Origin of the sequence: Clostridium thermosuccinogenes (assembly GCF_002896855.1) — a bacterium.
Classification (GTDB): Bacteria; Bacillota; Clostridia; order Acetivibrionales; family DSM-5807; genus Pseudoclostridium; species Pseudoclostridium thermosuccinogenes.
The window spans coordinates 369,834-393,841 of record NZ_CP021850.1 but is presented as its reverse complement, the minus strand read 5'-3'; the positions used below and the strand labels follow the sequence as shown (position 1 = coordinate 393,841).

Below are 24,008 nucleotides of genomic sequence, written 5' to 3'. Positions count from 1 at the left end.
TGCTTGATCAACACCCCTATCCATTCCATTTGTTTTCCAGTTTCCTGGATATCTTCGAAAGAGGATAACAGATTACGAAGTACAATATAAATACAAAACCATACACCCAAAAGGATGCCGTAGGTACCTCTATACGTGAATACTCTATAATTTGCTGTCCTACCTTTATAACATCTATTACCCCAATCAAAACTACCAATGAGGTGGTCTTAACCATTCTTGTAGCCAGGTTTATGGCTCCCGGCAGCATTCTTCTTACAGCCTGGGGTATAAGAATATACCTGTAAAGGCCCCAAAAGCTAAGCCCTATAGCCTTTCCGGATTCAATCTGATGCTTTGGCAAGGATTCCAATGCACCTCTTACGATATCTCCCATCTCGGCAGCACCCCAAAGGGTGAATACGATAACAGAAACGGTCTCACCGCTTAAGTCTATGTTTAAAGCAGTGGTAACCCCAAAATACATGATGAACAACCAAACAAGAATCGGTATTATCCTAAACAGCTCTAAGTATATGCGGCAAATCGAGCGTATCCATTTTGACTTTGATGTCCATATAACTCCCAGAACTATTCCTAGCAGCGAACCAATAATGATTGATATGAAAGCAATTCTTGCTGTTATCATCAGGCCTTCAAACAGGCGCTGCAGGTTCTTACCCTTCAAAAGAACACTAATTCCCGAACTCTGCATACCGCACCTTCCTTTCCAGCCATGTCAGAAGTATTGACAAAGGCAAAATCATGATCAGATACACAGCCACCAGCATAAACAGCGCTTCAAAGGTCTGATAGTACATGCCTATCAAATCCTTTGTCACATTCATAAGGTCAACCACTGCAATTGCTCCCACTATGGAGGTTTCTTTGAGCAAAAAAATGCAATTTGCGCCTAATGAAGGCATACTAACGGAAAATGCCTGGGGAAGGACCACATATCTCACCAACTGTGTCCTGGAAAGCCCTATGCTAAGGCCGGACTCTATTTGCGACCTGCTTACAGCCTCCAGACCGCTTCGCAGGGCTTCAGCCATATAGCTTCCTCCTAAAAAAGACAGGCCGATAATGGCACAAGCATTCTCGCTCAGGGTTACACCCAATTTAGTAAGCCCAAAGTATAGAAAGAAAAGCTGTATCAGCAGCGGAGTATTGCGTGATAGCTCTATATAAGCTTGAACAATTGGTTTAAGCCCTTTGACCTTGAAGTACAGAACTATGCTGCATACAAAGCCAATTATTAAAGAAAACAATATACCCCAAAATCCAAGCTTTAATGTCGTCAATGCTGCTTCCCGGTATAGCGGCAAGCTATCTATTATAAATTGCCAGTTAAGATTCATTCATCTGCCACCTCAATCTTGCTTAAAATCCTTACAGATCTTAGGCTGTTGTTTTTTTAATCAAAAGATTGCTGCTCATTTTTCACATAAAAAACTCCTACCCCTATGCAGAGGCAGAAGTAATTCCGCGGTTCCACTCTGTTTACCGGATGAAAATCCGGCATCTCGTCATTTTTGGTACTCATATACCTCAACACTGTAACGGGTGTAGCCGCCGGAGTCTACTGTGTTTCGATCCGGTACTCAAGGATGCACTTCGGTTAATCTCAATCTGAAATCCCTTCCAGCCTGTGAGGATTTCTCTCTGTAGATCTACCTTAACTTACTCTTCCTGTCATCATAATTCATACTATTCTTATCTGCTTACTATACTATACCATGGAAGTGTATATGTCAATCACTTTTTTATCAACTTTATGGTTATTCTTCATTTTTTCTTACTACAGAAAGTTCCATATTTTTGACGTTGATTAGAAGATTTAGTAATACCCAGGAATAAAAAAAGCTCAATTCATTGTTTCTGAATCAAGCTCTTTTATTTTTCTGCAGTTGTTGTATTTAAGTTGAATTTTTTCCAAAGCATGTCTTGCAATGATGGAGAGCTCAACCGGAGTCAAACATTGACTTCATCCTTAATATATTTGAGCCATTATTCTCATTCATTTCTATATAGTTTCGGTAACCATTTTATAAATTTCTTCTGCTATAGAAATACATTCATTCGCCTCATCATCGGATATCACAAGCGGCACATCTGATGGGTAACGAGTCTCAATATAATACTGGTTAACAAATGCGCAATCCTTTAGCCATTTTTTAAATTCTATATTATAATTTGTGGATTCCTTACAAAGATAGATAAGACTATGCCCTTCCACTATTTGTCCAGTCTGCTTCAGTAAATAACCTTTAAGCGATTTTTCTATAGGCCTGCTGGCAGTGGAAAGCAACTATATCATTCCCACAATCGTTCTGTTTAAGCACTTTTGCCGACTTTAAATCCCTACCTGCCTTTTCAAGCCACTCACTATATCTTAAACTATCAGCCATAAATCACAGTCCCTTTCTTATCAATAAGATAAGCAAAGCTTGTTGTATCATTTACGCATTGGTTCCATTCGGCTTCAGTATATAAAAGCAAATCAAAAGGTTTACTGCTTTCGATGTTAAGATACATGTCTGCCAAAAGTTCTCGTTTATTTTCTGTATCTTTTACCACGCAAAGATCTATATCGCTCTTTATTGTAGCCGTTCCTTTAGCTTGCGAACCGAAAAGGATTATCTTTGAAGGATTATAAAGAGAGACAATCTGCTCCTTTATTAAATTTATCTCATTTGTTAGTGCATTCATATAATCCAGCCCTTTCGGTTTACATTCTGAAAATTCATACAGTAAATCTCCCCGATATAGATATTATAGCATATTTCCAAAAGCTATTAACATTTACGTTTAGATAGTTTTAATTATTTTACTCTTAAGGGTAGTAAAAAGTCCCTCAATTACAGATTTACACTGGTCATAAAGTTGCAATGCTATTTTTCGTTGTTCTATTGAATATACTTTTTCTCTTTCTTTCAGAGTCATTAATTCCCAATTTTATGTTTGTCCTCTTTTTTTGAGGCTGTCACCTGCTCATCGGCCAAGTTGACACAAGAATAATGATAGACTATGACTTTTACGTACCTCTTTTTAGAAAGTCTCAACAAGAGAAAAAATGCAGTTTTCTACTGCCTACAGATTATTGACTAACCTCCAAGTTACCAACTTGGAGGTTAGTCAATAATCTGAGACGCATCCTTTTGAATGCGTCCTTTTCATCTTAAAGCTTTCAACAAGAATTGAACTGGTGACCTCATCCTTACCATGGATTTACTACTCAACTCAACACATTTTGTCTTTCCCTATAACCTATCCTAATTCGCGGCAAAGTGAGGCGATGCTATCGCAAATATGTTTTGCTTGTTTTTTGACGTCGCTTTTACCGGTAAGCATTGCCCATCCATCAAAGGCTTTAATCATATCAAGGTCATTATAATCGTCGCCGACTACTGCAACTTCTTCTTTTTGCAAATTATAATAATTTTGTATTATTCTGACGCCATCAGCTTTACTGCTGCCTTTAGGCGCAACATTCAGGTGTATACCGTTAACAAAGGCTGAAACCTTATCGGACATATTTTGGTTAATTAAAATTGCAGCTGCCAATGCGGATTCGGTACAGTCGTATGTTGCATAATACTGGTGTTTGCTCACACCAGGCTCGGCTTTGTCAAAATTTATAACATTTTCGGTTTTAGACACAAGCTTTTCCAAATCATAAAAGGTGTCGTAATCTATATAACTTTCAAAAACAACATTATTATTTTTGTCAATTATATATGCACCATTGTAGATAATTAAAAAGTCGGGATCAACAGGCAGTTCCTTTATATATTCCAAAAAGTCCTTTCCTCTACCTGTTACAATACCGAAATAATTGTTTTGAGATTGCCATTCTTTAACTGCATCGGCATCGGATTTGGTAATATTTTCAGATCGCCTGAGGGTTCCGTCAAAATCTGATGCTATTATAGATAACGAACTATATAGTTAAAATTATCCTGTGCAATTTTCCTCCGAAGCCCTTACAATATAGGGCAGGGGGAATGTATAATGGGTAGAAAATGTGTTGAGGTTAAATCACTTTATGGATTAACGATAGATGACTTAAATTTAATAGCCAATAGTTCTGACAGTAATTATACCAGAGACGTCGTCAAAGCTGTAATCATGAGGCATAAGGGTATCCATACGCAGGTTATTGCAGATACCTTGAGTAAATGTAACGCAACCATTGTGTCATATATCAACAACTGGAACGATAGCGGTATTGCTTGCATCGCCGACCTGCGGGGCGGCAATATTGAAAGTACTGTCACCGATGAAATGGTAGAGGATATCCGCAATATAGTTACCAGTAAGAGTCCTCATGAGTTCGGCTATGAACAAAACCGGTGGAACGCCAAGTTGTTAGTCAGGTATGTAGAAGACCACTGGGGAAAAGAATATTCCGACACCTGGATCCGTAAAATACTGGCTAATCTTGGTTTCTCGTACAAAAGGGGTGTTTATAAACCGAGCAAGGGAGACCCAAAGCTTCAGGAAAGCTTTAAAAAAAATGTCAGTTGTATTGGATATAATTGAGCCTTTAGGAGATGTCTCCCTGTGGTGTCAGGATGAAACCAGTAAAAGGCTCGAATCCAACAACTTTTATTCCTGGAGTCCTGTAGGCAAACCTACAGAAATTGAGTGTAACGGCTGTCATAAGGGCATCAATATCATTGGAGCTACGGAAGTACTGAATCATATGGGTTTTGTGTACGATGTATACTCCAAAAAAGAAGGCTCTTTGACAGCAGCTCATGTGGTCAAATATATGGAGCGTTTACTGGACTATGATAAAGCAAGAGGGATTTCTACCACCTTTGTCCAGTGGGATAATTCTCCGATTCATAAAGGCCCTTTGATACAAGAGTTTGTTGAGGCTCATAAAAGTGATTTAATAGTGTTGCATCAACCTCCTTATTCTCCACACCTGAATCCTCAAGAGGAGATGTGGCACTGGATGAAAAACTTTATTGCACAAGCCTCTGCTGTAAAGAACGAACAGGAACTATTGCATTTAGTAAATCGTTTTGAGGCATATATTAAAGCTCATCCTGATGAGGTTAGGCATCGGCTATATGCCCGGAACTACTTTCCATGATTGCCAATTTGGCAATTGTAGGCTTTAATGTTCGTTATCTATAGCTTCTTTTTCAAAGCATTTCACCTTCCTTATTTCCTTAAAAACCTTAGCAATCAATAGATTCCTGGGGAATAGCAGTTGTCCGGATTAATTCTCTCATATACTACATCAAAGTTATATTTTATGATGCATATTGTCTGCCATCTGTAAGCTCTATTTAAATCTCCCTTTATTCTGACTTTGTTAAGTCTTTATCTAAAAAGTCTTAACCTCATAAGGCCTTATGCTAAATTCCATTTTTTCCTTGAGTGCTCATTTTCTGTATGTTTTTTATAAAGTCGCATTTCAAAGCTTTAATAGCAGCTTAAAGAAACGCAATTTTGCATCGGCTCTGCGATTAAAGCATTCAAACACTCTGTTAATTATATTATCACTGTCTATTTATGTCAATTAGAATTTAGACCCCTCTATTTCTATCTAAAATATCCTCGGTTATGTTGCATAAATCGTTGCAGTTTTACTTAATTGAAAAAGTTATTTCCACCCCAAATCTAAAAAACAGAAGAATTCAGTTTAGCAAATCAGCAAATTATTTATTGAAAAACTATTTTTTGATAGTATCATTATTTATAAAGACTTTACATTGGGGCTATAAATAAAAGACAATTGATTTTTAATTAACTTAAAAGTAACTAATAAATCAGGTAGCTATAAGTGGATGGTAAGGATAATTTTACTGAGGTATTTTTGCAGCATCCCAGAATAAGTATGAAGAAGCTTTACATTAAAAGCGGTAATAAAGTGTTTTATGGCACGATAATACAGACAAGTTGAATTTTGAGCGAAAAAAACTAGGAGGTGCAAATTTGCTAAGAATTAAAAATCTGGTATCCGGGGGAATAATCACAAACTATAAATGTTCGTCAAAGTGCAAGCATTGCAGTTATTCCAGTTCCCCAAAGTGGCCCGACGATTACATGACACCGTCCATGGCCGATGAGATATTCTCTATTTTAAAGAGTTTGGGCTGTGATTCCGTTCATATCGGTGGCGGTGAACCGCTTCTAAAACCCGATAAGCTTTTGGGTGTTCTTGAGGCTGCTCAAAGAAACGATATTGGCATTGAATATATTGAAACCAATGCTTCCTGGTATAAGGATGAAGCGTCAGCAAAGGCCGTTCTTAAGGAAATTAAAGGCCATGGAGTAAACACCCTGCTTATATCCATAGATCCATACCACAACGAGTACATACCTTTTTGGAAAGTAAAGGCTTTAGTTCGGACCTGCTCGGAGACAAATATGAACGTATTTCCTTGGTTAATGGATTTTTGGAACGATATTGATGCGATGAATGATCATATCCCTCACTCTCTTGATGAGTACGCCCAGCTTTTTGGACAGGATTATCCGGTGAAGCTGCTAAACAGGTATGGACTTAATTTGAAAGGGCGGGCTTTAAAGACATATCTGCCCATGATGAAGAAGCAGCCTTATAAACAAATACTGGAAGAATCAAGGCCCTGTAAACTGCTGTCAGGCGTATATCATTTTCATGTTGATTTGTACGGTAACTTTATTCCCCAGTCATGTCCGGGATTTTCAATTCCACTGAAAGAACTGGTGAATGGAGCTGATCCTGATAAGTACCGCATATTCAACAGTTTGGAGTCTACTGGTATAAGAGGTTTAGTTGAACTGGCGAAAGAAAAATTTAAATACATACCCAAAAACGAATATGCCGGTAAATGCGATCTCTGCTATGATATCAGGAATCATCTGGTTTTGGAGTTGGGACTGGATCTACCCGATTTAAAGCCGGAAGGGCATTATAAGTATATCTAACCAAGGTTTATTTTTATTTGCCGGTAAATTAGATGTTTTGTGTCGCATTATCAGAAAGACGCTATTGGTTCGGTTGTTTTAATACCTCTCTATATACCTTGAAAGTCTTGCAACAGTTACATCAGCTTCATTGCATCCCATAGTATATCACTTTTTGCATAAGTTGCTTTTGGTTAATTTGGTACTACGGCAATCAAAATAACTGTTTTCATTAAAACGGAATATTCAGGATAGGTTGGCTTAATGCCAGTTACTTTCTTAAAACTTAATGTGTACTGAAAACAAATGCACCACTACTCTGTCGAGCGGTGGTGCACTCATTAAATTGTATGCATTCTCTACTTTTAAAGTTTATGCTTTTATGACAAACACATCTGCTACTTCAACAATCTCTCCGCTATCAAGAAGTTGTATCGTCAACATCTGACAATAACCTTTACTCCCATCTGCTAATTGCTTAGTAAATACTCTGCTTTCTCTAACCCCTATAACTCTAGCCAACATTTCTATATTTGACTTTCCAATTGAATTCCCCATTATTTTAACAGTATCACCGATTTTATACATTGAAATCACTCCATTTTGTTAGTTTATTCTAATATTAGGTATAATTAACTATCTTGTATGATATCTAATATACACAACGCTATTATTGGAAAGTGTAACTCTGCTGTCGCTGTTCGGCCTCTTTGACCGCAATCTGCTCATTCTTTTTGACCGCTAGTTTTGCTCATTAGCCCTGTCCGCAGATGTATACGGACAGGGCATATTAACTACCAGTTCAATTCTTCCTCAACAATAAGCCTTACCACATGATCGTCTATGATTTTTTTCTGTACCTGTGCCCCATGTAAAAGGCAAGCTGTACACGCCCGGTTGATTTTTCGCGGTACTCCATGAGAATATTCATATATCTCGTCTACCGCCATATCCGTAAATATCTCCCGGCTTTCTCCTGCATACTCCAGGTGCTTTCTTATGTATTCACCGGTTCTTTGCCGATCATATGGCATCATATGATATCGGATATCTATTCGCTGGCATATTGCCTCATATATCTGCTTCTTCAGGATGTCCTTCAACTCACTCTGGCCTACCAGGATTAAACTCATTGGGTTATACGAATCCATCCTGAAGTTTAGTAAAAACCGGATTTCCTCCAGCATCTCCCTTGAAAGTAGGTGTGCCTCATCTGTGATGATTATAGGAATACGTCTCTGTATTTCAATCAGGTTGCTGATCTCTCTCGTTAGTTGTCGTTTTGCATCGCTCCTGTAGAATTTCGCTTCACATCCCAGCTGGTTCAATACTTCCCAGTAAAAATTCCTCGGTGTCAACGCCGAATCGCTTATGTACATTACCTTGTACCGGTTGCTGTCCAGCGCCCCAACAAACTTCCTTATGGCTGTGGTCTTTCCTGTACCAACATCTCCCGTTATCACTGCAAACAACCGGTTCCGGGCCGCATACTCAAGCCTGCTGCAGACCTCTTCCAGCTCCGGATTGCTATACAAATGCTTCTCCGGTATATCCCGGGTGAACGGCGTGTGCAGAAAGTTGTAGTACTGCTCAAACATTTCTGTCACCGCCCTTCATGCTCCTGAAGGTTAATGCTCCGGTCTGCCGTTTTTGCCTCTTTTCATTCTCGCTCTCATATATTTTTAATAGCCGTGAATGAGTCGCCGATTTCGTTGCTGGTGTTTTTTCAACCTTTGAGCAGTATTCCCCAACCTTCAGCGGGGTTGCTGTCTTTCGGCGCTCACCATTGTACCATATCTCCAGAAGGCTCATATCAAAAGGATCATACCGCACATCCACTTTTTTGCCTATGTATTCGATTCCGGCTTCATATTCTATCCCTTGCAGCTTGAAACAGCCTGTGTTGTCAACTTTCCTTGTATCTTCCCATAAAAATGCGTCCCGGCATTCTTCAGGAGTTGCAAACCGCACCTTCTTTGGATCACTTGCATACGCCTGCGATGGAGAAACCCCTTTTAAACTGCTATGAGGCTTCCCGTTGTACCCTTCATCCAGCCATACCCGAAATTTGCGGTTAAGTTCCTCCAGGCTTTTTGCTTTCTCCAGCGATATCTCCTGGAAAAACTCTTCAACTGTGGCATTGAACCTCTCAATCTTGCCTTTGCTCTCCGGAGAATACGCCTTTGTGTTCATGTGACGGATTCCCAGCTTTGCACATGCTACTCTGAACCATTTCGAGATAAATACCTTGCCATTGTCAACGTATACTGCCTCCGGCTTGCCGTATTTCAATATTGCCTTGCGAAAACTGTCTTCCAATATCGGAAGCCTCTGATTGTCGTAAAATTCTGCATGACACACCAGCCTCGTCGCATCGTCAATAAATGCCACCATGTATGTCCGTTTCTTACCGCCGTCGGCAGTCGGTATGTACGGACCGTATTTGATATCTGCCTGCCACAATGTGTTCCTTCCGTTTTTGACGAACCGGCGGGCTGTCGTTCCTTCTATACGAACATTTCTGAAGTCTTTTGCACCAAAGCCCATCTTCAAAAGATGCCTGGACAAGGTGCTTCTGGAGACACTTCCTTTTTTGACAATCCCTTCGCCTTCAAGGATCTTTATGATCCTCCTGACACTTCTCTCCGGCAGTTCCTGTTTTATTTCGATTGCCCGATCTAATATTTCCTGAGATATCGCTCTTTGTTGCCCTGTATCTTTTCGTATCTTTGGTAATAGCCCTTCGTAACCATTCTCCCGGTACGCTGCAAGATACCTCCGAAGTGTCCTTTCCGAAATTCCTTCCCTCTCAAGTATCTCCTGCCGTATTCTCCGCTTTTCCGCCTCATCCAGATCCGGCTGCAATAGCGGCGATATGATCTCATGTTTCTTTAATGCTTTTTCCAATACTTCATTGTTTATCATTTCGATCCCTCCTGTGCTTTTTCCTAAAGCCTATCAGAAGGGAACTCCGGACAGCTACGCAAACTATGTGGGAATTTTCTATACAAATACTCCTGCCAGATGATTTGTTAGCCACATATTCGTTTCACCTATGGCAAGATGGCTGCTTTCTATCTGCGGCAGTAACCCAAGCAGCCGCTCAATCATGTGGAATACCTTTGTTTCTATCATCTCCAGCTCATTGACAAACTTGCCATAATACCTGTACAGTATAGCTCTTAATGCTCCTGCAGCTTGCCGCCCCCGTTGCCTGAATTCTTCTACCCACCGCCTTAATGTGGATATGCTGGCGGCAGTCTCAATCTCCTCAAGAGGTATACCGTCCTCCTGGTCCCGAAGGACCAGCTCGCTATCACAAGCCGAGTAATGCTTATACGGCCTGATGAAATCCGGTATGATTGCATGTGTCTTCCCACACTTGCTACAGATTACACGGAATATGTTAATCCATTCAATTTCCTCGCCCATATGCACATGACGTGCATATCTGTCATGAAAGGTTGTTTTCCCGCCGCATTTCGGGCATATCAACTCCAGCCTTTCCAAAAATTTTAAACAATTTCTGCGATACTCCTTAACATTCCGCCCCAGATATGCTATTATCATATTACAAATGTGTTAAAGGGCTTTGAGGGTTAGGTGCTGGAACACTTAACATATATATTCAAAGCTCTTATCATATCCTCCTTTTTTTCTTCCAGGAAGATATTAGCATACGTGCAAACGGTCACGCAACTTGAGCAACTCCGGGACATTTATCCGGGGCAGAAACACTCTGCCAATTTTTATGTAGTTAGACGGAATTCACTTTTAAAACTAGAATTGATACCAATTTATTATATTTTAGATTTGTAAATAATAATTTCTGGATCATTTATTGAATGTGCAACACAATATTCCCACTCTTTTCCATAGCATTTATGGGTTCCTTTTACCACTAATTTTTCACCAGATACATCTGCTATATATGCATCCGTTACATAATCATCCTCATCATCAGAAATTATAGTAACTTTACAACCAAGCAACTTACTAAAAGATCCAGAACATTCAACTTCTTCTCTTTCATACATTGTAAACTGTTCCATAAAGACTCTCCTTTGATAATTGTATGATTTTAGCTATTTTTATCATAATAGTATAAAATTTGTTAATACACAATCAATAGTTTTATGTAAATCTTATAGGATATTTTAAGATATGCTATTAGCTTTATAACATAGCTATGGGATGATGCAATATAAACTGTTCAGCACTGGGAAACGATATCCAAAATGTACGTATAAAGCTAAAACTTCCACAAGCTAAACTTACAGAAAAATTAGATATTACAACTGTGTTTGTGAATCAAATTGGGCGAGGTGTGTATAAATTATCAATAGAAACCCTTGAAGGTATAGCTGATGTACCACATATCTCCATTAGCTATATCTTACTTGATGACTTTGAAAATAATACAAAGCTACTATCGCTTGAACATACAACACTACTTGACTCACTTAGTGTTGATGACGCAATTCTTGCTGACGACATAATAAAACTTGTTGCAGGGCAACGCAAAAATGTATATGCTGTAAATTGGCTTTCTATGTAGTGTCATAAATTTTGTGTAAACTCAAGGTTAATATATTTTTTAGCGCTGGGATACCTGATTTTTTTGTATCCCAGTTGTTTTTAACTCTATCATTCGTTTACATCATAGTCAATACATATTTGAGAATTCCGATTAAACTACGAAGTCTTTGTAACTTTCCGAAGTTGTCGATTGAAGTTTTCAATTGCATTGGTAGTATAAATAATTTTCCTTATTTCCGGAGGATATTTAAAAAATACACTTAGCTCTTCCCAATTATTCCTCCAGGATCGAACAGCATTAGGATATTTAGTTCCCCATTTTGATTCAAATGCATCTAACTCCTGCAGTGCCAAAGCTTCAGTTGCAGCTTTGTATATCGGCTTTAAATCGGCTGTGAATGACTTCAAATCCTTGTACGAAACAAATTTTGTTGAGTTTCTTATCTGATGAACTATACACCTTTGTATTTCAGTCATAGGAAAAACTGCCTTAATAGCTTCGGAAAAACCATTTAACCCATCAACTGAGGCGATAAGAATATCTCTGACACCTCTGTTCTTAATTTCGTTCATTATGGAAAGCCAGAATTTGCTGCTTTCTGCTTCTCCAATCCACATGCCGAGGATATCTTTCTGTCCTTCCAAATCTATTCCGATAGCTATATACACAGCTTTCTTTACGACAATCCCGTCTTTGCGAACAGAGTAGTAGATTGCATCCATAAACACTATCGGGTAGACACTCTTAAGCATACGGCTTTGCCATTCTTTGATTTCAGGTAAAATTCTATCTGTTATTCTTGATATTAGTGTTGGTGAAACTTCGATGCCGTATAATTCTTGTAGATGGGTCTCAATATCTCTGTTGCTCATTCCTTTGGCATACATAGAGATAATCTGGCCTTCGATACCCTTGATTTCAGTTTGATTCTTCTTCACTATTTGCGGTTCAAATTCACCGTTACGATCTCTTGGTATATCAAGCTCTATTTCGCCGTATTCAGAACGAACAGTCTTTTTACTGTATCCATTCCGTGAATTGTCGGTTTCTTTGTTTTGGACATCATACTTTTCATAACCTAATTCTTCATCCAGTTCACTGTTGAGTATCCTCTGAATGGTGCTTCCCATAAGGTCTTTCAGCATGTTCTTAATGTCATCAGTATCTTTGATATTGTACTCCTTGATAAGCTGATCCAGGAGTTCATTGGGTAGCTTCTTTTTGGGCATAGTAAAACCTCCCTAATATTTCTTCGTTTTTCTTACGCATACTCACTCAATCTCAGATTTTCACCTTTTTAAAAACAAGCCATATGGACAGATATTGTATTACTGCACAATTATGGATGATGATGTGTATCCCAATGAAACTACGTCCTTTTTCCAGTATCACGGCCATTGGTATCCACATTAGCTCCGGCAACAAACCTCCCAAATCTAACTGGGTCAATGCCCTTAATTCCTTCATTCTGTCTGTCCGTGAGGTGGATGTCAGTCAAGCTCCAACACGGGGTCTTAAGCCCTTATGGTGAAAATTCATCCCGACTATCCGGCTCATTTTGTCAAGGTTCAAATCTATCATTAAAGTGAAAGCGTTAGTTTTAGTTTAACTGCTTGCCCCGCTTGATTACACATTCCATCGCGTGAGTAAGACTGTCAAGGGTCGGCACAAGCCGAACGCAGTCTTGCCCTTGACTGGCTTACGAGAGCGATGTATTCTTTCATATGCGGTGCAAATTATGCTGCTTTTACTTCCGGTCTTTTTATATCGCTTATCATCTTTTGTGGGTCGTAAGCTATGTCTTTCGTCAGTATCGCATAAAATATCCGTATTAACTTATTACTCAAAGCAACCAGGGATTGCATTTTCTTCAAGGGCCTTTCCTTCCTAGTCGTATAGTATTGGTGTAAGGCTCGGAATTCCTCATTCTTGGACAGCAAGGGCATAATACCAAATGTCAAATAGTATCGCAGCCGCTTCCTTCCACGTTTGCATATGGTTGTCTGACCCTTATGCTTACCGGAACTGTTCTCTTTGAGACTTAGCCCAGACAGCTTTTGGATCTGCTTTGGATGACTAAATCTAAAGATATCGCCTACCTCCGCTAGAAAGCCTGCAGCTACCACGAGTCCAACACCTTTGATTTCAAGCATCTTCTCAAACCCGGGAATTTGCATTGCCAGCTCCTCAATTAAAGCCATTGTTCTTTCATGCTGTCGCATTTTGCTCTCATAGTCCTCAAGCAACATTGAGAGTTCATTTTCTGCAGATATAAGCCCTTCGGATGTTCCAATAGAAGTCTTAGCGGATTCAAGAAGCCTCACAGCTCTTTTTATTCCTACAGCCCTTATCTTGTGTTTCTTCCAGATGGCTATGATACCTTCAATGCCTTTTTCAACAACCTTTTTGGGTGTCGGGCATTCGTTCAGTATCAACAATGCAGCCTTCCCCTCCCAATCCTCAAATACCTTGGTGAATTCAGGGTAATGGATACATATCCACCGGCTGATACGGTTCCTGACAGCTGAAAGTTCCTTTACTAGCCGCCACCGGCTGTCCATGGCCGACCGTAGCTCCTTGTAAATACCTTCCGGAATATACGGTTCAATATATCTCCCATCCTTAACCAGCATTGCTATGGTTTTTGGGTCTTTACGGTCGTTCTTGGTGGGATTGTTGTCATCCAATTCCTTGCTTTTCTTCACATGATGCGGGTTTACTAGTACAATGCGCATCCCGCTTTTCATAGTATTCTCAGCAAGGTTGAACCAATAGTGTCCTGTCGGCTCCATCCCAAGGATCACCTCGGTAAAGCCTTTGGCTTCCGCTATCTTCCCTGCCCATTCTTTGAGCTTCGCAAACCCTTCAGTATTGTTGCTGAAAATCAACAGCTTCCCATACTCTACGCCTCTGAAATTGAAAGCTCTGGCGTAGTGTGATTCACTACCAACGTCAATTCCGACAATCAGCGTCGTTTCTTTGATTTGCAAAATCTTTTCATTCTGAGTATACTTCATATTGGATGCCTCCTGTGTTTTTGATTTGTGGTTACTTGCGGCAACTCACATTTCAAATTTTACAGTCAGGCATCTATTTTTTCAAAGGCCATTTTGTTTCCTTATAGGAATGCTCCAGTTTGATATTATTATTTTATATCACCTTGGAGGTTTACACAAAATTACTTACACTCTCATTTAAAATGACTATTTGCTGCTTCTTCCGCTTCATGCAAGATTTCAAAATCATCGTCTGAATATTCCGGTGGTTCTCCTTCATTTTGTAGTATGGCATCTAACAACCATGGCTCAATATAATTATCATCTTCTTCCTTTGGTAGCTTAACTAAGCTATACTCAAAATAACCATTGTTTACAACAATATGTACCAAATCTTTATTATCTGCTTTAAGCGCCATAATATAGGGAAATTGTTGTCTCTCATCTTTCAAAATTTCAAGCTTAATATCAATTATTTTCATGATTATCACCCATTTCAATGTTTGAATTTTTATTTATATAGCAATCTTAAGAGAGCTTAATGCAGTAATAATTACTTCATTAATATAAACGTATTCCTAGATTTCGGAATATAGTACACTGTTTTCCGAAGGGTAAAATATAACATTACGCACATTTTTCACAAGACATTAGAAGCTGTTTATTTCTGGGATTCTTTGTTTTTAGATTTGATAATGCACACGAAAAAGCTTGATTCGGTTTCTTTGAATCGAGTTATTTTATTTATTCGATTCTACAATATTGTTGCACTTTTTTATTTCAATGCTTTGTAATGTGGAGTACTCAACATGGCTAGAAATATTCTATGGTTTTTACAAATTCCAGTATAGTACAGTATATATACTGTACTATACTGGAATTTAGTTAACAGATATGCTTTTCCTGTTCCGTTATACTTTATTTAAACCAGATCCGATCTTTACAGCAATCTTCCTACAATCACCGCTTCGTATTCCTACTTCCTTAATCTCATCTTCAGAGGAAGTAATTTCAGTAAACAGTTCATACATACTTGCACACCGGTATAGAAATACTATCTGCTATCCGGTAAAGTTGATGGGCATAACCTGTAAGGTTTGTGAGTTCTGTTCTGATTTCTTTAATTGTTGCGTTCAGGTTTCTACGGGTTCTATTGTGTCACAGAATTTGGGAAACAGGTCTCTCATATTCTTCTTACAGAAACCCAAGCAAGCTTTCTCAGAGTCGATAATGAGTAACTCTAACAAATCATATGGTGATTATTTCACTATCGCTCATAATAGAATCGTTGATGTTACAGCGATTCGTAATGTGTGATGGAGTTACCTTATTGTAAATGTAGTCTATCTCGGCCTAGGCGACAGTTACAAAGTCTTTGAATTAGCAATTTTTTTGATAGAATAAAAGGTATTCTTACAGGAGAAATGCCTCCTGTTCCACTTTCATCCTCTTTTCCAGCATTAAGGCAATCAGTTCCCGAAATTCATTAAACCGGTCATCATCAAGGAGTTTTTTAAGCTTTCCTGCATATCCTGAATCTATGGGCTGCCCGTACTTTAATTTGCTTTCAAATGCCGCCGGATCCATCATATACGGTTTCAATGACGGGATAATACTGGTTTTCAGTCTGTTGAAAAGCAAAAATCCGCCCAGATCCATATCACTCCAATGGAAAAACTCCACTCCATGCTGGAAAGCAACTTCGTAAAGCTTTCTGAAAAATAGACCTTTTACAGGACTGTAAAATCCTCCGTGGAAAACGGTCATCAGCTCCTTATCATCATTTTGCGAAATAAATTGAACATAATTTGCTTTATTCTCTATGAAAAGAATCTTCCGGATGCTGCCGACATCTTCAATTGTTAAATCCTTTACTGTATCGGAATTTATAATGGCGCCGTGAACAAAAGAAGAAAAGTCCACCCTGCTGCAGCCGATCCTCACAACAATGTTTCCCTTAAACTCGATTTGCTCAGGAGATTTCAGTATACCTGCCTGGGCAAGGATCTCTTCCTCGGTAATTTCGTTTTGACAATCCTCATCAAGCAGATATTTTTTTAATATACCCAGCAGTCTGCCCCTTACCTTTTTCTCAAAATACTTGGAATCACTGTAACACCGAAGGCTGAACACCCTTTCCAGCCATTGCTGATTTTCTGAAGTACCAAGCACCTCCAATGCTCTTAGAATTGCTAGAGCCTGTTCCTCATCTGAAGGGAGAAAACCTGCTGTTGTTGCTTTGTTTGTTATTATCTGCCGGGTATCTTCAAGGAATTGTCTGATCCATTCAGTATCCGGCTTATCACAGATTTTGACTGATATTTCATCAATTCGGGCAAGCAACGTATCCAGTATCTGCCTTTTAGGTTTCCTCCCAGCCACGGCATAGGCGTTCTCAATGCCAGACAAATTCAGCCATACTTTTTCAATTATATTCCCTCTTTCAAATTTCAGCCAGTTAAAATCCACCAGGCCTTGTTCTGAAAGCTCACTTATCGTGCTGTTCCAGGTCTCCCGGACGTAAGTGTTTTCAATGTCGTATTCGGGAAATTCATCCCGGTTCATTTTTATAAGGATCCTTCTCGGGGAATCGCTGCCCCGGAAAGCCCTGCTCTTTTCATATTTGTCAATGAGCCTTTCCAATATCAGCTTTTTATAGTTCATCCAGGCTCTCCTCCGTTAACTCTCGTGAATCAAAAGCCCGTATTATAGAAGTGGTCTTATCTCTGATCACACATAGGTTCCTGTCCACCAGGGGAGCAATGTCGCCTATTTTTTCCGGCGGTGCTGACAGAATGCACTGGAAACCAAACTTTCTTAACAGCCGTATGCTCTCCCGGATTCTTTCGCTGTCCATTTTGCTGAAAGCTTCATCAAATACTATCAAGCGCATCCTGTTATACGCTGGGTCCTGAATCCTGTACAGCTGGGCAAAAGATGCCAGCACCGAGATATAAAAAGGCGTCTGGGTCTCTCCTCCGGATTTCTTCTGCAATGTCCTCGAGAGTCTTTGAGTCCGGTCCTCCTCATCGGTGACTACAAGGTCAAAGTAAAGATAGGTTCTGTAATCGGTAAACCGCTTGATGTTTTTCTCCAGTTCAGCTCTGGCATCGGCGCTGAGCTCGGCCTCTACATCTGTTATCTGCCTGAAAAGCTCATCGATGGCATCCCTGTGCTTGTCCCGGAAAGCCTGTGATGCCAGATTATAGCCTTCCATCAGCATTTCATCGGTAATCATATCATAATAATGCTTGTATTCAGGCTTCGGAGATATGGTAAACCGGTACCGTTCATTTCCCCATCTGCTTTCTTTCAGCGCACTGTTCAGCTCTTCGATCTGTGTCTTCACAGTGTCAATATTGGCTTTCAGTTTGGAGAGAAAGTCATCCGCAAACTGCTGGTAAGCCTTTTCCTTGGCATCGATGATCTTCTTTTTATATTCGGGCAGTCTTATACCCGACAACTCGGATAATTCCTTGTCATAGGAAGCATTATCGGCCTGTTTGATATCGTAGGACATCTTGTATTCACGATTATAGTCGGATCTGGCCGTTTCAAGGTCATCTCTTTTCTTTGCAGTCTGACTTCTGGTTCTTTCCAGCTGGGAACTGAAATTATCCATGACCTCCTTTGCCGACTTTCTTGACTGAAGCTCCCGCAGGAAGCGGGGTTCTCCTTTTTCAGCCACCCATGAGGCATCGTAATTGGACTCAACAACCCTGCAGGCTGCTTTTTCATTTTCGGTGAGCAGGGGAAGCTGCGAAAGGATATTTTCTTTCTGGCTGCTTTTTCTGCCTGTTTCCTGAATACAGCTTCTTTCTTCATTTTCGAGAGACTGAATTTCTTCCTCACATTTCTTTATCTGCTCGTTGATCCTCATCAGCCAGGAAAGATCCAACTTATCCATTTCATTTATAACTTCTTCAAGCTGTTTTCTCAACAGCGGAATTTGCGTTCCACGGGAAATAACCTGGAAATACTGTTCCGATTCGTTCCGGTTGATGACAGCTATGTTCGCCGAGGCTGACAGCAGCCTTGCAATCTCCCTGCAGGCCTCAGCTTCCGCTTCTGTTTTTTCAATTGTGCTTCTGACATTTTTAATCTGCTCCTCAATTGCATTTCGTCCTATGAAAGGATAACGCCATCTTTCGGGATTAAGCTGTCTTGCCACATATCCCTGGTACAGCATACAGGTATCGGTAATCGACCTGGAATAGTTTCGCAGATCCTCAACTCTGTCGCACTTGATTACCTTGCCCATTACATAGTCTACAAACCGCCTGGCATATTCGTTTTCAGTCACGACTTCTTCAGCCAGGCTGCCTTTCTCGGCAAAAACATTGGCATGAGACAGTTTTCCTGAATCCACAAGTCCGAAATCATAATACTCTTTCTTGAATTTAAGGCTGTCATATACCTTCAGGGCATCCACAAAATACCGGGGCTCCACAATAAGATAAAATTTCTGGGTGTGCAGATATGCCTCTATGGCGTTTTTCCATTTTGGATTCTTTATTTCCAGCAAATCTGCCAGGATGTACACCGGAATATCCTTTCCATATCGTTTTTTCAATTCGGCTTCAATGTCTTCTTTCAAGGAAATCAGCCTGGGATCATAGGATTTTATCCCTTTTTCCAGTTCTGAAAGTTTCTTGCGTAAAGACTCCGTCTCCCGACGGTGCCGTTCTTCCTGCCTGAACGCCGAATGTCTCAGGAATGAAGCAGCTTCCCTGAAACGGGCCACTTTTTCGTTTTTGACAGCGAATTCGCTTTCCTGTAATTTCTCCATGCTGTCTTTGGATACATTAAGAAGCTCACTGGAAAATGATCTGACAGCTTCCGCGTAAGTTTTGATATCCGAGATTTCCTTTTTATATTGTTCGGTCATGTCTGATTCAGATAGAGTATCAATTTCCGCAGCTCTTGCACAGGCTTCCCGCCATTCATATCCATACCGTCTCAGCTTTTGTATCAGTCCATCTGTTTCCCTGTTGATCACTTCTATCTTTTCCAGGAGCTCTTCTTTCTGTTTTTTAAGGCTTTCCAGCTTGTTTTGGATATCCGATTTATATTTTTCCTCGGTCAGTTTTTCTTTTTTCAGCTTCATCTCCGAAAGCCTTGCTGAAAGATCAGATTTCCTTGCCGCCAGGGCTGCCAGTTCTGATTCAAGCTTTTCAGCCTCATCCTGCAGTCGCCTCTTTTCGTCAATAATAGTCTGAAGCCTTGCTCTGTCCATGATATAGCTCTGAATATCCAGACGCTGCTTTTCCTCCAGATATGCCGAATACTTGTCAGATATACCTTTTAGCGCCTTGATCCTCGATTCCATGAGTTCCGATTCATATTCAAGCCTCTTGTAATACCGTATATTATCCTGCATAAGCGTAATATCCACTGGATTTTTCACATCGCAGACATATTCGGTAATAAAGGTTTCGATATCTGTTATCGGTGTGAAAGAGACAGCTTTCTTAAAAAGACTGAAATACTTGGTTTTAAGGCCTCCCAGTTTTCCCCTGAGAATATCCTGGAAGCCCCTGTCGCTGTCCGGAAAGTCAAACCTGCCTTTCCTGTAGTTTTTGTTTACATAGGACCTCAGATCCTTGTATGACATGGGTATATTATTCACAACAAAATGATTTCCCGGAATCTCGGAATCCAGAACAAAAAACCGGTGTTCATCAGTGCCGTCCTCATAGCAGTCGAACACAACACCCATCGTAAAGCTCGATTTTTTCTGATCATCGAAAAATTCGCAGGCGATATAGCTGGTAAACCGGCCCTCTCTTAAGTATCTGAAGCCCCCCGCACCGTCATCCCCCAATTCTCCTCTCAGATATCCTTTCAGGCTCCTGGATGATTTTTCATTGGCCGCTTTGTTAAAAAAGTGCCTGCCGTTGGCATCTCCCAGAAGCAGCAATTGAATTGCATCAATCATGGTAGTCTTGCCCGACGCATTTTTACCCGTAAGGAAATTGATACGGTCAAATTCCACAAGTTCGAAATTAAAATAGTGCCAATTAATGAGCAGGAGTTTTTTTAAAAGCTTCATTCTTCCACCTCACCCCTCAGCGTATCCATAACCTGCTCAGTCTCTTGTTCATCCTGATTCATCGGTTCCTCTGTTCCCAGAAGCTCATGTATCCGGCTAATTTTTTCATTGGTCAGGACAAACAGGACAGAAGGGAGGATCATTATTTTGGTATCCGCGTCTTCCCACTGCCCTGATATTTTCTGAATCAGGTTATGATTTGAAAGCAGGCGGAGACTTTCGGAAATATCCCGGTCGGAAGGTTTCTTCCTAAATATGTTCATGGTTATCATCTTGTGGATGATCTGGCCTGTAGTAGTCATAATCTCATTGCGGAGGGAAATCTTTTCCCTCTCTTCCTCATAAATCAGACGTATGGTATAAAGCATCAGCGTTGTGGAACGATCAAGCTTCAGCCTGTTATATTCATATATGTTTTCCATTGAAATGACACCGTACTGATTATCCTTGAGCACAGCCCAGCCGGAATAGAAAAAATAGTCCGAAAAAAGCTCAAAGTGCCGCTCTATGAATCTGTATTCCGGATTAACCTTCATCATTGATTCTTTCAAATCATAATAATCCCTTGTAATAAAAGTCTTTGACAGAAGAAGGTTGGCCAGGTGCTTAAATTCCTCTTTCTCGGAGTTGTTGAGTTTTTCATAGTCTTCCATCCACATTTATATATTTCCTTTCCTTATAAATCTCATAAATCTCATTTCAGGTATCTTATATCCGCAGCAGTCCATGGTACCCCGTCCAAATTCCACCTTGTACGGAAGTCCTTTTTCTCCGGTTTTCAGGGCAGCGAGAATAAGCAGTATAAAATCATCATCGTTTTCAAGCTTTATATCGCTGCTGTTAATTATATGTCTGCCGGCCATCAGCCTGTCGACAAAGGCCAATACCTGCTGATGGTTGTATAAGCGGTTCATCTTCTTAATAATGGACTCAAGCTCTTTGTCATCTATGACAGTTTCCTTTAATGGCAGAGGAGTTCCTTCTTTTCTGGCATTTGCATTCCTCTTGGTATAAAGGGACTTCTCGTCAATGAATCCCTGCCGGAAAATATCGATCGAGTCTGACATCCGGTCAATCAGTTTGTCAATTTGCTTATCGCCGGAGGACAATATATCCACAAGCTTTCCCTTGATGCTTCTGTCAGTGTTGAGAAGATACTGCATTTTCTCAATTGATGCCCTGGTATAGGCGTTATTTTTCCGGTCGATCTCTTCAAGCATTCCGTCGATGTTTTCATAAATATCGCTCATTTCACCCATCATAACAATAATGTTTTCCATAGCTTCATCCGCATTTGCATATTTCCCGCGCTGTACTGCCTGAGCAGCCATTTTTTGGCGCACAGACAAATCTGAAAGCCAATCGCCAAGAATTTTTAGGATAGGCATCTTAAACCTTGGAACTGAATCAAGGGTCTTAAGCGGATGGTAGATGCGATCAACAATCAATTCCTTGTACTGATCAAAATGGCCTCTCAGAATATCATTGGCAGTGGCGTATTCATTCAGGGCCTGGTGATACCTTCTTATATTGTTATGGAGGGTTTTAAGTTCATCAACCAGTTTTATTGTGTTATCATAGGCAGTGATAAGCGCATTGAGCATAAAATCGTCCCGCTCCGCATCTGCCGTTCGGAGAGCCGAGTATGTGGAATAAACATAAGAATTGTATTCACGTACATTTTCATCAGTAAAGGAGTATAACAGATTCAGAAGCTTTACCGAGTAGTCGGGCAATGTAATGTTTTCCTCAAAGGAATCAACCTGATATTCGACTTCGATCCATCCGGTTTCCACCAACCTCCTGATAAGATGATGCGCTTTTGCCGAAAGGCTCTGGCCTGATTTTACAGCTCCGTCGTCCTGAAATTCATCCTGCTCGGCTTCCATATCCAGCTCCAATATGGCTTCGTCAAGGTTGAAAATTAGCATGGAAACCAAATCTTCCTTACGGATTGTCATCTCCTGTTTGAAGGCTTTGCGGATAACAAACAATGTTTCAGCATAAAGCGCCTTGTTTTTCGAAACCAAAATTGAAAACAAGTTTCCAGGAATTACATCAAACAACTTCATGAGCGGGTGACCTTTCAAACATATAATTTTAGTTATTTATGATTTTACCATTATTCATGGGAAATTGCATCTGTTCTTTTTAGTAGAAGTAACATATCTCATATGCTCCGTTCCTCGCCGTTCGCTTTCCTTGTATTGCTCGGTTTTTGATTCGCATGCTCTGCCAGCAAAGCGCTTTGTCTAAGTGAAGTAATCAGTTATTCGTATACAGATTCAAACAAAAAAGACGCATCCTTATCGGATACGTCTTTTCAAGTTGGAGCCCTCAACCAGAGTCGAACTGGTGACCTCATCCTTACCATGGGGGTCTGAAAAGTTTTCTGTTTATGGAAACCGGATATACTATCTCCGGTAAGAAATTCAGCCTATGAAAATAGTTAAAATTTTTGTTTTCTATCTATATAAGTTACGATAAAGATATTACATTCGCAGGCATAACCTATTAATAACCTGCGAGGGAACCTTGGAAATTGAATTAATAAAACCCTGAACTGCTTTACGTATCTGCTTCACAGAGGAGAAGAAGACATTGTTAATAACTTCAGATTTGAGCCAACCCCACAAGCCCTCAATCATGTTAAGCTTGGGGCTATAGGATGGCAGGAATACAAATTGTAACCTGTCTTTATTCTCCTTCAGGAATGGTTCCAGTAGCTTTGCGTGGTGGATACGGGCATTGTCCAGGATCATGACGATTTTGCCAGTTGGATAAAGCTTGAGAACTCCCTTGAGGAATGCCAGAAATATTTCTGCATCATAGCGTTCTTCCTCAACACAGTGCACATACCCAGTTTCATAATTGAGAATTCCAAGAAGCTTTACTCCTTCATGCTTCCCATATGTAGGGATGATCCGCTGCTTACCTTTGAGAAACCATGTTCTTTGGATTGCCTGGTAATCACGGATCATGGACTCATCCTCAAACAGCAGATGGTCAATTTTTCCGTCAAGTAGGTTTTTTTAAAAGCTCGAACTCCTGCTTGAATTCCTCCTGTTTCTGAGGGTCTGCCTTGGCTAATGTGTATGTGGGTCTGGTGTAACTCAAGTTGAGCCGATGCAGCACATCGATCATTCCGGTGTAACTGTAATGCACTCCGAAGTTATCATGTACCCATTGCCTGATAATATCTACATACCAGTTCTTCCGGTTTGGAAAGCCGACTTCATCAGGAGTATGGGTTGTGATAACCTCCACCAACCTGGATTCCTGCTCACTTGTGAGCATACGAGGTGCGCCGGGGCTGTGGCGAAGAGCCAGACCATTAAGACCATTTTCTTTGTATTTATTTACGTATATACCGACAGTATGCTGGCACAACTCAACCATTTTGGCGATGTCTTTGTTAAGATATCCTTTTAGGTGATAAAGCACCACCATGTAGTGTTTTTTGCAAGAGAAAATTCCTCACTTTTGCAAAATTTTTTCCTCAGGCACCGATGTGGAATTTTTATGTTAA

At 40.2% G+C, this 24,008-nt stretch carries 24 protein-coding genes, 2 pseudogenes and 1 other annotated feature; of the genes and pseudogenes, 4 read left to right on the top strand and 22 right to left on the bottom strand.

Translation table 11 applies throughout. The features are described 5' to 3' along the window. Positions 1-16: 16 nt before the first annotated feature. The 6 genes from CDO33_RS01775 to CDO33_RS01760 form a co-directional block, all read right to left on the bottom strand. A complete protein-coding gene (locus CDO33_RS01775; protein ID WP_103081410.1) occupies positions 17-694 on the bottom strand; it encodes an amino acid ABC transporter permease in 678 nt (225 codons plus the stop codon). Further along, positions 675-1,340, bottom strand: coding sequence for an amino acid ABC transporter permease (locus CDO33_RS01770; RefSeq protein WP_103081409.1), 666 nt, complete (start codon positions 1,338-1,340; stop codon positions 675-677). Before CDO33_RS01770 ends, CDO33_RS01775 begins: the two co-directional genes overlap by 20 nt. Before the next feature lie 106 nt (positions 1,341-1,446). After that, positions 1,447-1,687, bottom strand: a binding site (T-box leader). Between the two features lie 318 nt (positions 1,688-2,005). Then, positions 2,006-2,218 carry a HEPN domain-containing protein gene (locus CDO33_RS21385; RefSeq protein ID WP_242973514.1) on the bottom strand — a complete coding sequence of 71 codons (213 nt, stop codon included), beginning with the start codon at positions 2,216-2,218 and terminating at the stop codon, positions 2,006-2,008. A 31-nt stretch (positions 2,219-2,249) separates the two neighbouring features. Further along, positions 2,250-2,390, bottom strand: a complete 141-nt coding sequence (locus tag CDO33_RS21380) for a HEPN domain-containing protein (protein ID WP_242973515.1) — start codon at positions 2,388-2,390, stop codon at positions 2,250-2,252. After that, a complete protein-coding gene (locus tag CDO33_RS21025; RefSeq protein ID WP_170045765.1) occupies positions 2,383-2,691 on the bottom strand; it encodes a nucleotidyltransferase domain-containing protein in 309 nt (102 codons plus the stop codon). The genes CDO33_RS21380 and CDO33_RS21025 overlap by 8 nt, the downstream gene beginning before the upstream one ends. 558 nt (positions 2,692-3,249) lie before the next feature. Then, positions 3,250-3,909 carry an HAD family hydrolase gene (locus tag CDO33_RS01760; RefSeq protein ID WP_274540086.1) on the bottom strand — a complete coding sequence of 220 codons (660 nt, stop codon included), beginning with the start codon at positions 3,907-3,909 and terminating at the stop codon, positions 3,250-3,252. 84 nt (positions 3,910-3,993) lie between these two features. Between CDO33_RS01760 and CDO33_RS01755 the strand changes: the two genes are divergently transcribed. The 3 genes from CDO33_RS01755 (at position 3,994) to CDO33_RS01745 (ending at position 6,912) form a co-directional block, all read left to right on the top strand. Then, entirely contained in the window at positions 3,994-4,524 is a 531-nt protein-coding gene (locus CDO33_RS01755; protein ID WP_103083342.1) for a helix-turn-helix domain-containing protein, read from the top strand. Further along, positions 4,499-5,086, top strand: a complete 588-nt coding sequence (locus tag CDO33_RS01750) for a transposase (RefSeq protein ID WP_103083343.1) — start codon at positions 4,499-4,501, stop codon at positions 5,084-5,086. The genes CDO33_RS01755 and CDO33_RS01750 overlap by 26 nt, the downstream gene beginning before the upstream one ends. Positions 5,087-5,934: 848 nt before the next feature. Then, positions 5,935-6,912 carry a radical SAM family protein gene (locus tag CDO33_RS01745; protein WP_103083301.1) on the top strand — a complete coding sequence of 326 codons (978 nt, stop codon included), beginning with the start codon at positions 5,935-5,937 and terminating at the stop codon, positions 6,910-6,912. Between the two features lie 351 nt (positions 6,913-7,263). Here CDO33_RS01745 and CDO33_RS01740 read toward each other — a convergent pair whose 3' ends face one another. The 5 genes from CDO33_RS01740 to CDO33_RS01720 form a co-directional block, all read right to left on the bottom strand. Next, positions 7,264-7,479: a hypothetical protein gene (locus tag CDO33_RS01740; protein WP_103083302.1), complete on the bottom strand. Its 216-nt coding sequence runs from the start codon at positions 7,477-7,479 to the stop codon at positions 7,264-7,266. Positions 7,480-7,685: 206 nt separating this feature from the next. Then, a complete protein-coding gene (locus tag CDO33_RS01735) occupies positions 7,686-8,489 on the bottom strand; it encodes an ExeA family protein (protein ID WP_103083289.1) in 804 nt (267 codons plus the stop codon). Continuing rightward, positions 8,482-9,816 carry a DDE-type integrase/transposase/recombinase gene (locus tag CDO33_RS01730; protein WP_103083290.1) on the bottom strand — a complete coding sequence of 445 codons (1,335 nt, stop codon included), beginning with the start codon at positions 9,814-9,816 and terminating at the stop codon, positions 8,482-8,484. Before CDO33_RS01730 ends, CDO33_RS01735 begins: the two co-directional genes overlap by 8 nt. 78 nt (positions 9,817-9,894) lie before the next feature. Beyond that, positions 9,895-10,461 (bottom strand): DUF6431 domain-containing protein, encoded by a 567-nt coding sequence (locus tag CDO33_RS01725; RefSeq protein WP_103083291.1) that lies wholly within the window; start codon positions 10,459-10,461, stop codon positions 9,895-9,897. Positions 10,462-10,691: 230 nt separating this feature from the next. Next, the gene (locus tag CDO33_RS01720) at positions 10,692-10,943 is read right to left on the bottom strand and encodes a hypothetical protein (protein WP_103083345.1); all 252 of its coding nucleotides are present in this window, start codon (positions 10,941-10,943) and stop codon (positions 10,692-10,694) included. Between the two features lie 152 nt (positions 10,944-11,095). Here CDO33_RS01720 and CDO33_RS01715 point away from each other — a divergent pair, with 152 nt between their 5' ends. Further along, positions 11,096-11,449 carry a helix-turn-helix domain-containing protein gene (locus CDO33_RS01715; protein ID WP_117433646.1) on the top strand — a complete coding sequence of 118 codons (354 nt, stop codon included), beginning with the start codon at positions 11,096-11,098 and terminating at the stop codon, positions 11,447-11,449. Positions 11,450-11,592: 143 nt separating this feature from the next. On the opposite strand, the pseudogene CDO33_RS01710 reads toward CDO33_RS01715, so the two are convergent. The 11 genes and pseudogenes from CDO33_RS01710 to CDO33_RS01665 form a co-directional block, all read right to left on the bottom strand. Beyond that, a pseudogene (locus CDO33_RS01710) lies at positions 11,593-12,660 on the bottom strand (IS256 family transposase); the annotation flags it as partial. A 52-nt stretch (positions 12,661-12,712) separates the two neighbouring features. Further along, positions 12,713-12,898, bottom strand: a complete 186-nt coding sequence (locus CDO33_RS20665) for a hypothetical protein (RefSeq protein ID WP_133158780.1) — start codon at positions 12,896-12,898, stop codon at positions 12,713-12,715. Positions 12,899-13,167: 269 nt separating this feature from the next. Then, positions 13,168-14,448 (bottom strand): IS110 family RNA-guided transposase, encoded by a 1,281-nt coding sequence (locus CDO33_RS01705; protein ID WP_103083326.1) that lies wholly within the window; start codon positions 14,446-14,448, stop codon positions 13,168-13,170. A 173-nt stretch (positions 14,449-14,621) separates the two neighbouring features. Then, positions 14,622-14,909: a hypothetical protein gene (locus CDO33_RS01700; RefSeq protein WP_103083166.1), complete on the bottom strand. Its 288-nt coding sequence runs from the start codon at positions 14,907-14,909 to the stop codon at positions 14,622-14,624. Between the two features lie 547 nt (positions 14,910-15,456). Then, positions 15,457-15,824, bottom strand: a pseudogene (locus CDO33_RS01695) (IS982 family transposase); the annotation flags it as partial. A gap of 16 nt (positions 15,825-15,840) precedes the next feature. Continuing rightward, the gene (locus CDO33_RS01690; protein ID WP_103083165.1) at positions 15,841-17,091 is read right to left on the bottom strand and encodes a Wadjet anti-phage system protein JetD domain-containing protein; all 1,251 of its coding nucleotides are present in this window, start codon (positions 17,089-17,091) and stop codon (positions 15,841-15,843) included. After that, complete coding sequence (locus CDO33_RS01685) at positions 17,081-20,479, bottom strand: ATP-binding protein (RefSeq protein WP_103083164.1); 3,399 nt, start codon at positions 20,477-20,479, stop codon at positions 17,081-17,083. The genes CDO33_RS01690 and CDO33_RS01685 overlap by 11 nt, the downstream gene beginning before the upstream one ends. Further along, entirely contained in the window at positions 20,476-21,132 is a 657-nt protein-coding gene (locus CDO33_RS01680; protein WP_161496674.1) for a DUF4194 domain-containing protein, read from the bottom strand. The genes CDO33_RS01685 and CDO33_RS01680 overlap by 4 nt, the downstream gene beginning before the upstream one ends. Positions 21,133-21,138: 6 nt before the next feature. Further along, a complete protein-coding gene (locus CDO33_RS01675) occupies positions 21,139-22,551 on the bottom strand; it encodes a Wadjet anti-phage system protein JetA family protein (protein WP_103083162.1) in 1,413 nt (470 codons plus the stop codon). A gap of 420 nt (positions 22,552-22,971) precedes the next feature. Beyond that, positions 22,972-23,478: an IS630 family transposase gene (locus CDO33_RS01670; RefSeq protein WP_274540113.1), complete on the bottom strand. Its 507-nt coding sequence runs from the start codon at positions 23,476-23,478 to the stop codon at positions 22,972-22,974. A gap of 19 nt (positions 23,479-23,497) precedes the next feature. Then, positions 23,498-23,929, bottom strand: a complete 432-nt coding sequence (locus CDO33_RS01665; RefSeq protein WP_103083160.1) for a helix-turn-helix domain-containing protein — start codon at positions 23,927-23,929, stop codon at positions 23,498-23,500. Positions 23,930-24,008: the final 79 nt, after the last annotated feature.

Excerpts from the sequence above, each read along its gene's own strand:
- CDO33_RS01775 (WP_103081410.1), bottom strand. The coding sequence starts at position 694 with ATGCAGAGTTCGGGAATTAGTGTTCTTTTGAAGGGTAAGAACCTGCAG.
- CDO33_RS01770 (WP_103081409.1), bottom strand. The coding sequence starts at position 1,340 with ATGAATCTTAACTGGCAATTTATAATAGATAGCTTGCCGCTATACCGG.
- CDO33_RS21380 (WP_242973515.1), bottom strand. The coding sequence starts at position 2,390 with ATGGCTGATAGTTTAAGATATAGTGAGTGGCTTGAAAAGGCAGGTAGG.
- CDO33_RS21025 (WP_170045765.1), bottom strand. The coding sequence starts at position 2,691 with ATGAATGCACTAACAAATGAGATAAATTTAATAAAGGAGCAGATTGTC.
- CDO33_RS01755 (WP_103083342.1), top strand. The coding sequence starts at position 3,994 with ATGGGTAGAAAATGTGTTGAGGTTAAATCACTTTATGGATTAACGATA.
- CDO33_RS01750 (WP_103083343.1), top strand. The coding sequence starts at position 4,499 with ATGTCAGTTGTATTGGATATAATTGAGCCTTTAGGAGATGTCTCCCTG.
- CDO33_RS01740 (WP_103083302.1), bottom strand. The coding sequence starts at position 7,479 with ATGTATAAAATCGGTGATACTGTTAAAATAATGGGGAATTCAATTGGA.
- CDO33_RS01735 (WP_103083289.1), bottom strand. The coding sequence starts at position 8,489 with ATGTTTGAGCAGTACTACAACTTTCTGCACACGCCGTTCACCCGGGAT.
- CDO33_RS01730 (WP_103083290.1), bottom strand. The coding sequence starts at position 9,816 with ATGATAAACAATGAAGTATTGGAAAAAGCATTAAAGAAACATGAGATC.
- CDO33_RS01725 (WP_103083291.1), bottom strand. The coding sequence starts at position 10,461 with ATGATAATAGCATATCTGGGGCGGAATGTTAAGGAGTATCGCAGAAAT.
- CDO33_RS01720 (WP_103083345.1), bottom strand. The coding sequence starts at position 10,943 with ATGGAACAGTTTACAATGTATGAAAGAGAAGAAGTTGAATGTTCTGGA.
- CDO33_RS20665 (WP_133158780.1), bottom strand. The coding sequence starts at position 12,898 with ATGAAGGAATTAAGGGCATTGACCCAGTTAGATTTGGGAGGTTTGTTG.
- CDO33_RS01705 (WP_103083326.1), bottom strand. The coding sequence starts at position 14,448 with ATGAAGTATACTCAGAATGAAAAGATTTTGCAAATCAAAGAAACGACG.
- CDO33_RS01700 (WP_103083166.1), bottom strand. The coding sequence starts at position 14,909 with ATGAAAATAATTGATATTAAGCTTGAAATTTTGAAAGATGAGAGACAA.
- CDO33_RS01690 (WP_103083165.1), bottom strand. The coding sequence starts at position 17,091 with ATGAACTATAAAAAGCTGATATTGGAAAGGCTCATTGACAAATATGAA.
- CDO33_RS01685 (WP_103083164.1), bottom strand. The coding sequence starts at position 20,479 with ATGAAGCTTTTAAAAAAACTCCTGCTCATTAATTGGCACTATTTTAAT.
- CDO33_RS01680 (WP_161496674.1), bottom strand. The coding sequence starts at position 21,132 with ATGGAAGACTATGAAAAACTCAACAACTCCGAGAAAGAGGAATTTAAG.
- CDO33_RS01675 (WP_103083162.1), bottom strand. The coding sequence starts at position 22,551 with ATGAAGTTGTTTGATGTAATTCCTGGAAACTTGTTTTCAATTTTGGTT.
- CDO33_RS01665 (WP_103083160.1), bottom strand. The coding sequence starts at position 23,929 with ATGGTGGTGCTTTATCACCTAAAAGGATATCTTAACAAAGACATCGCC.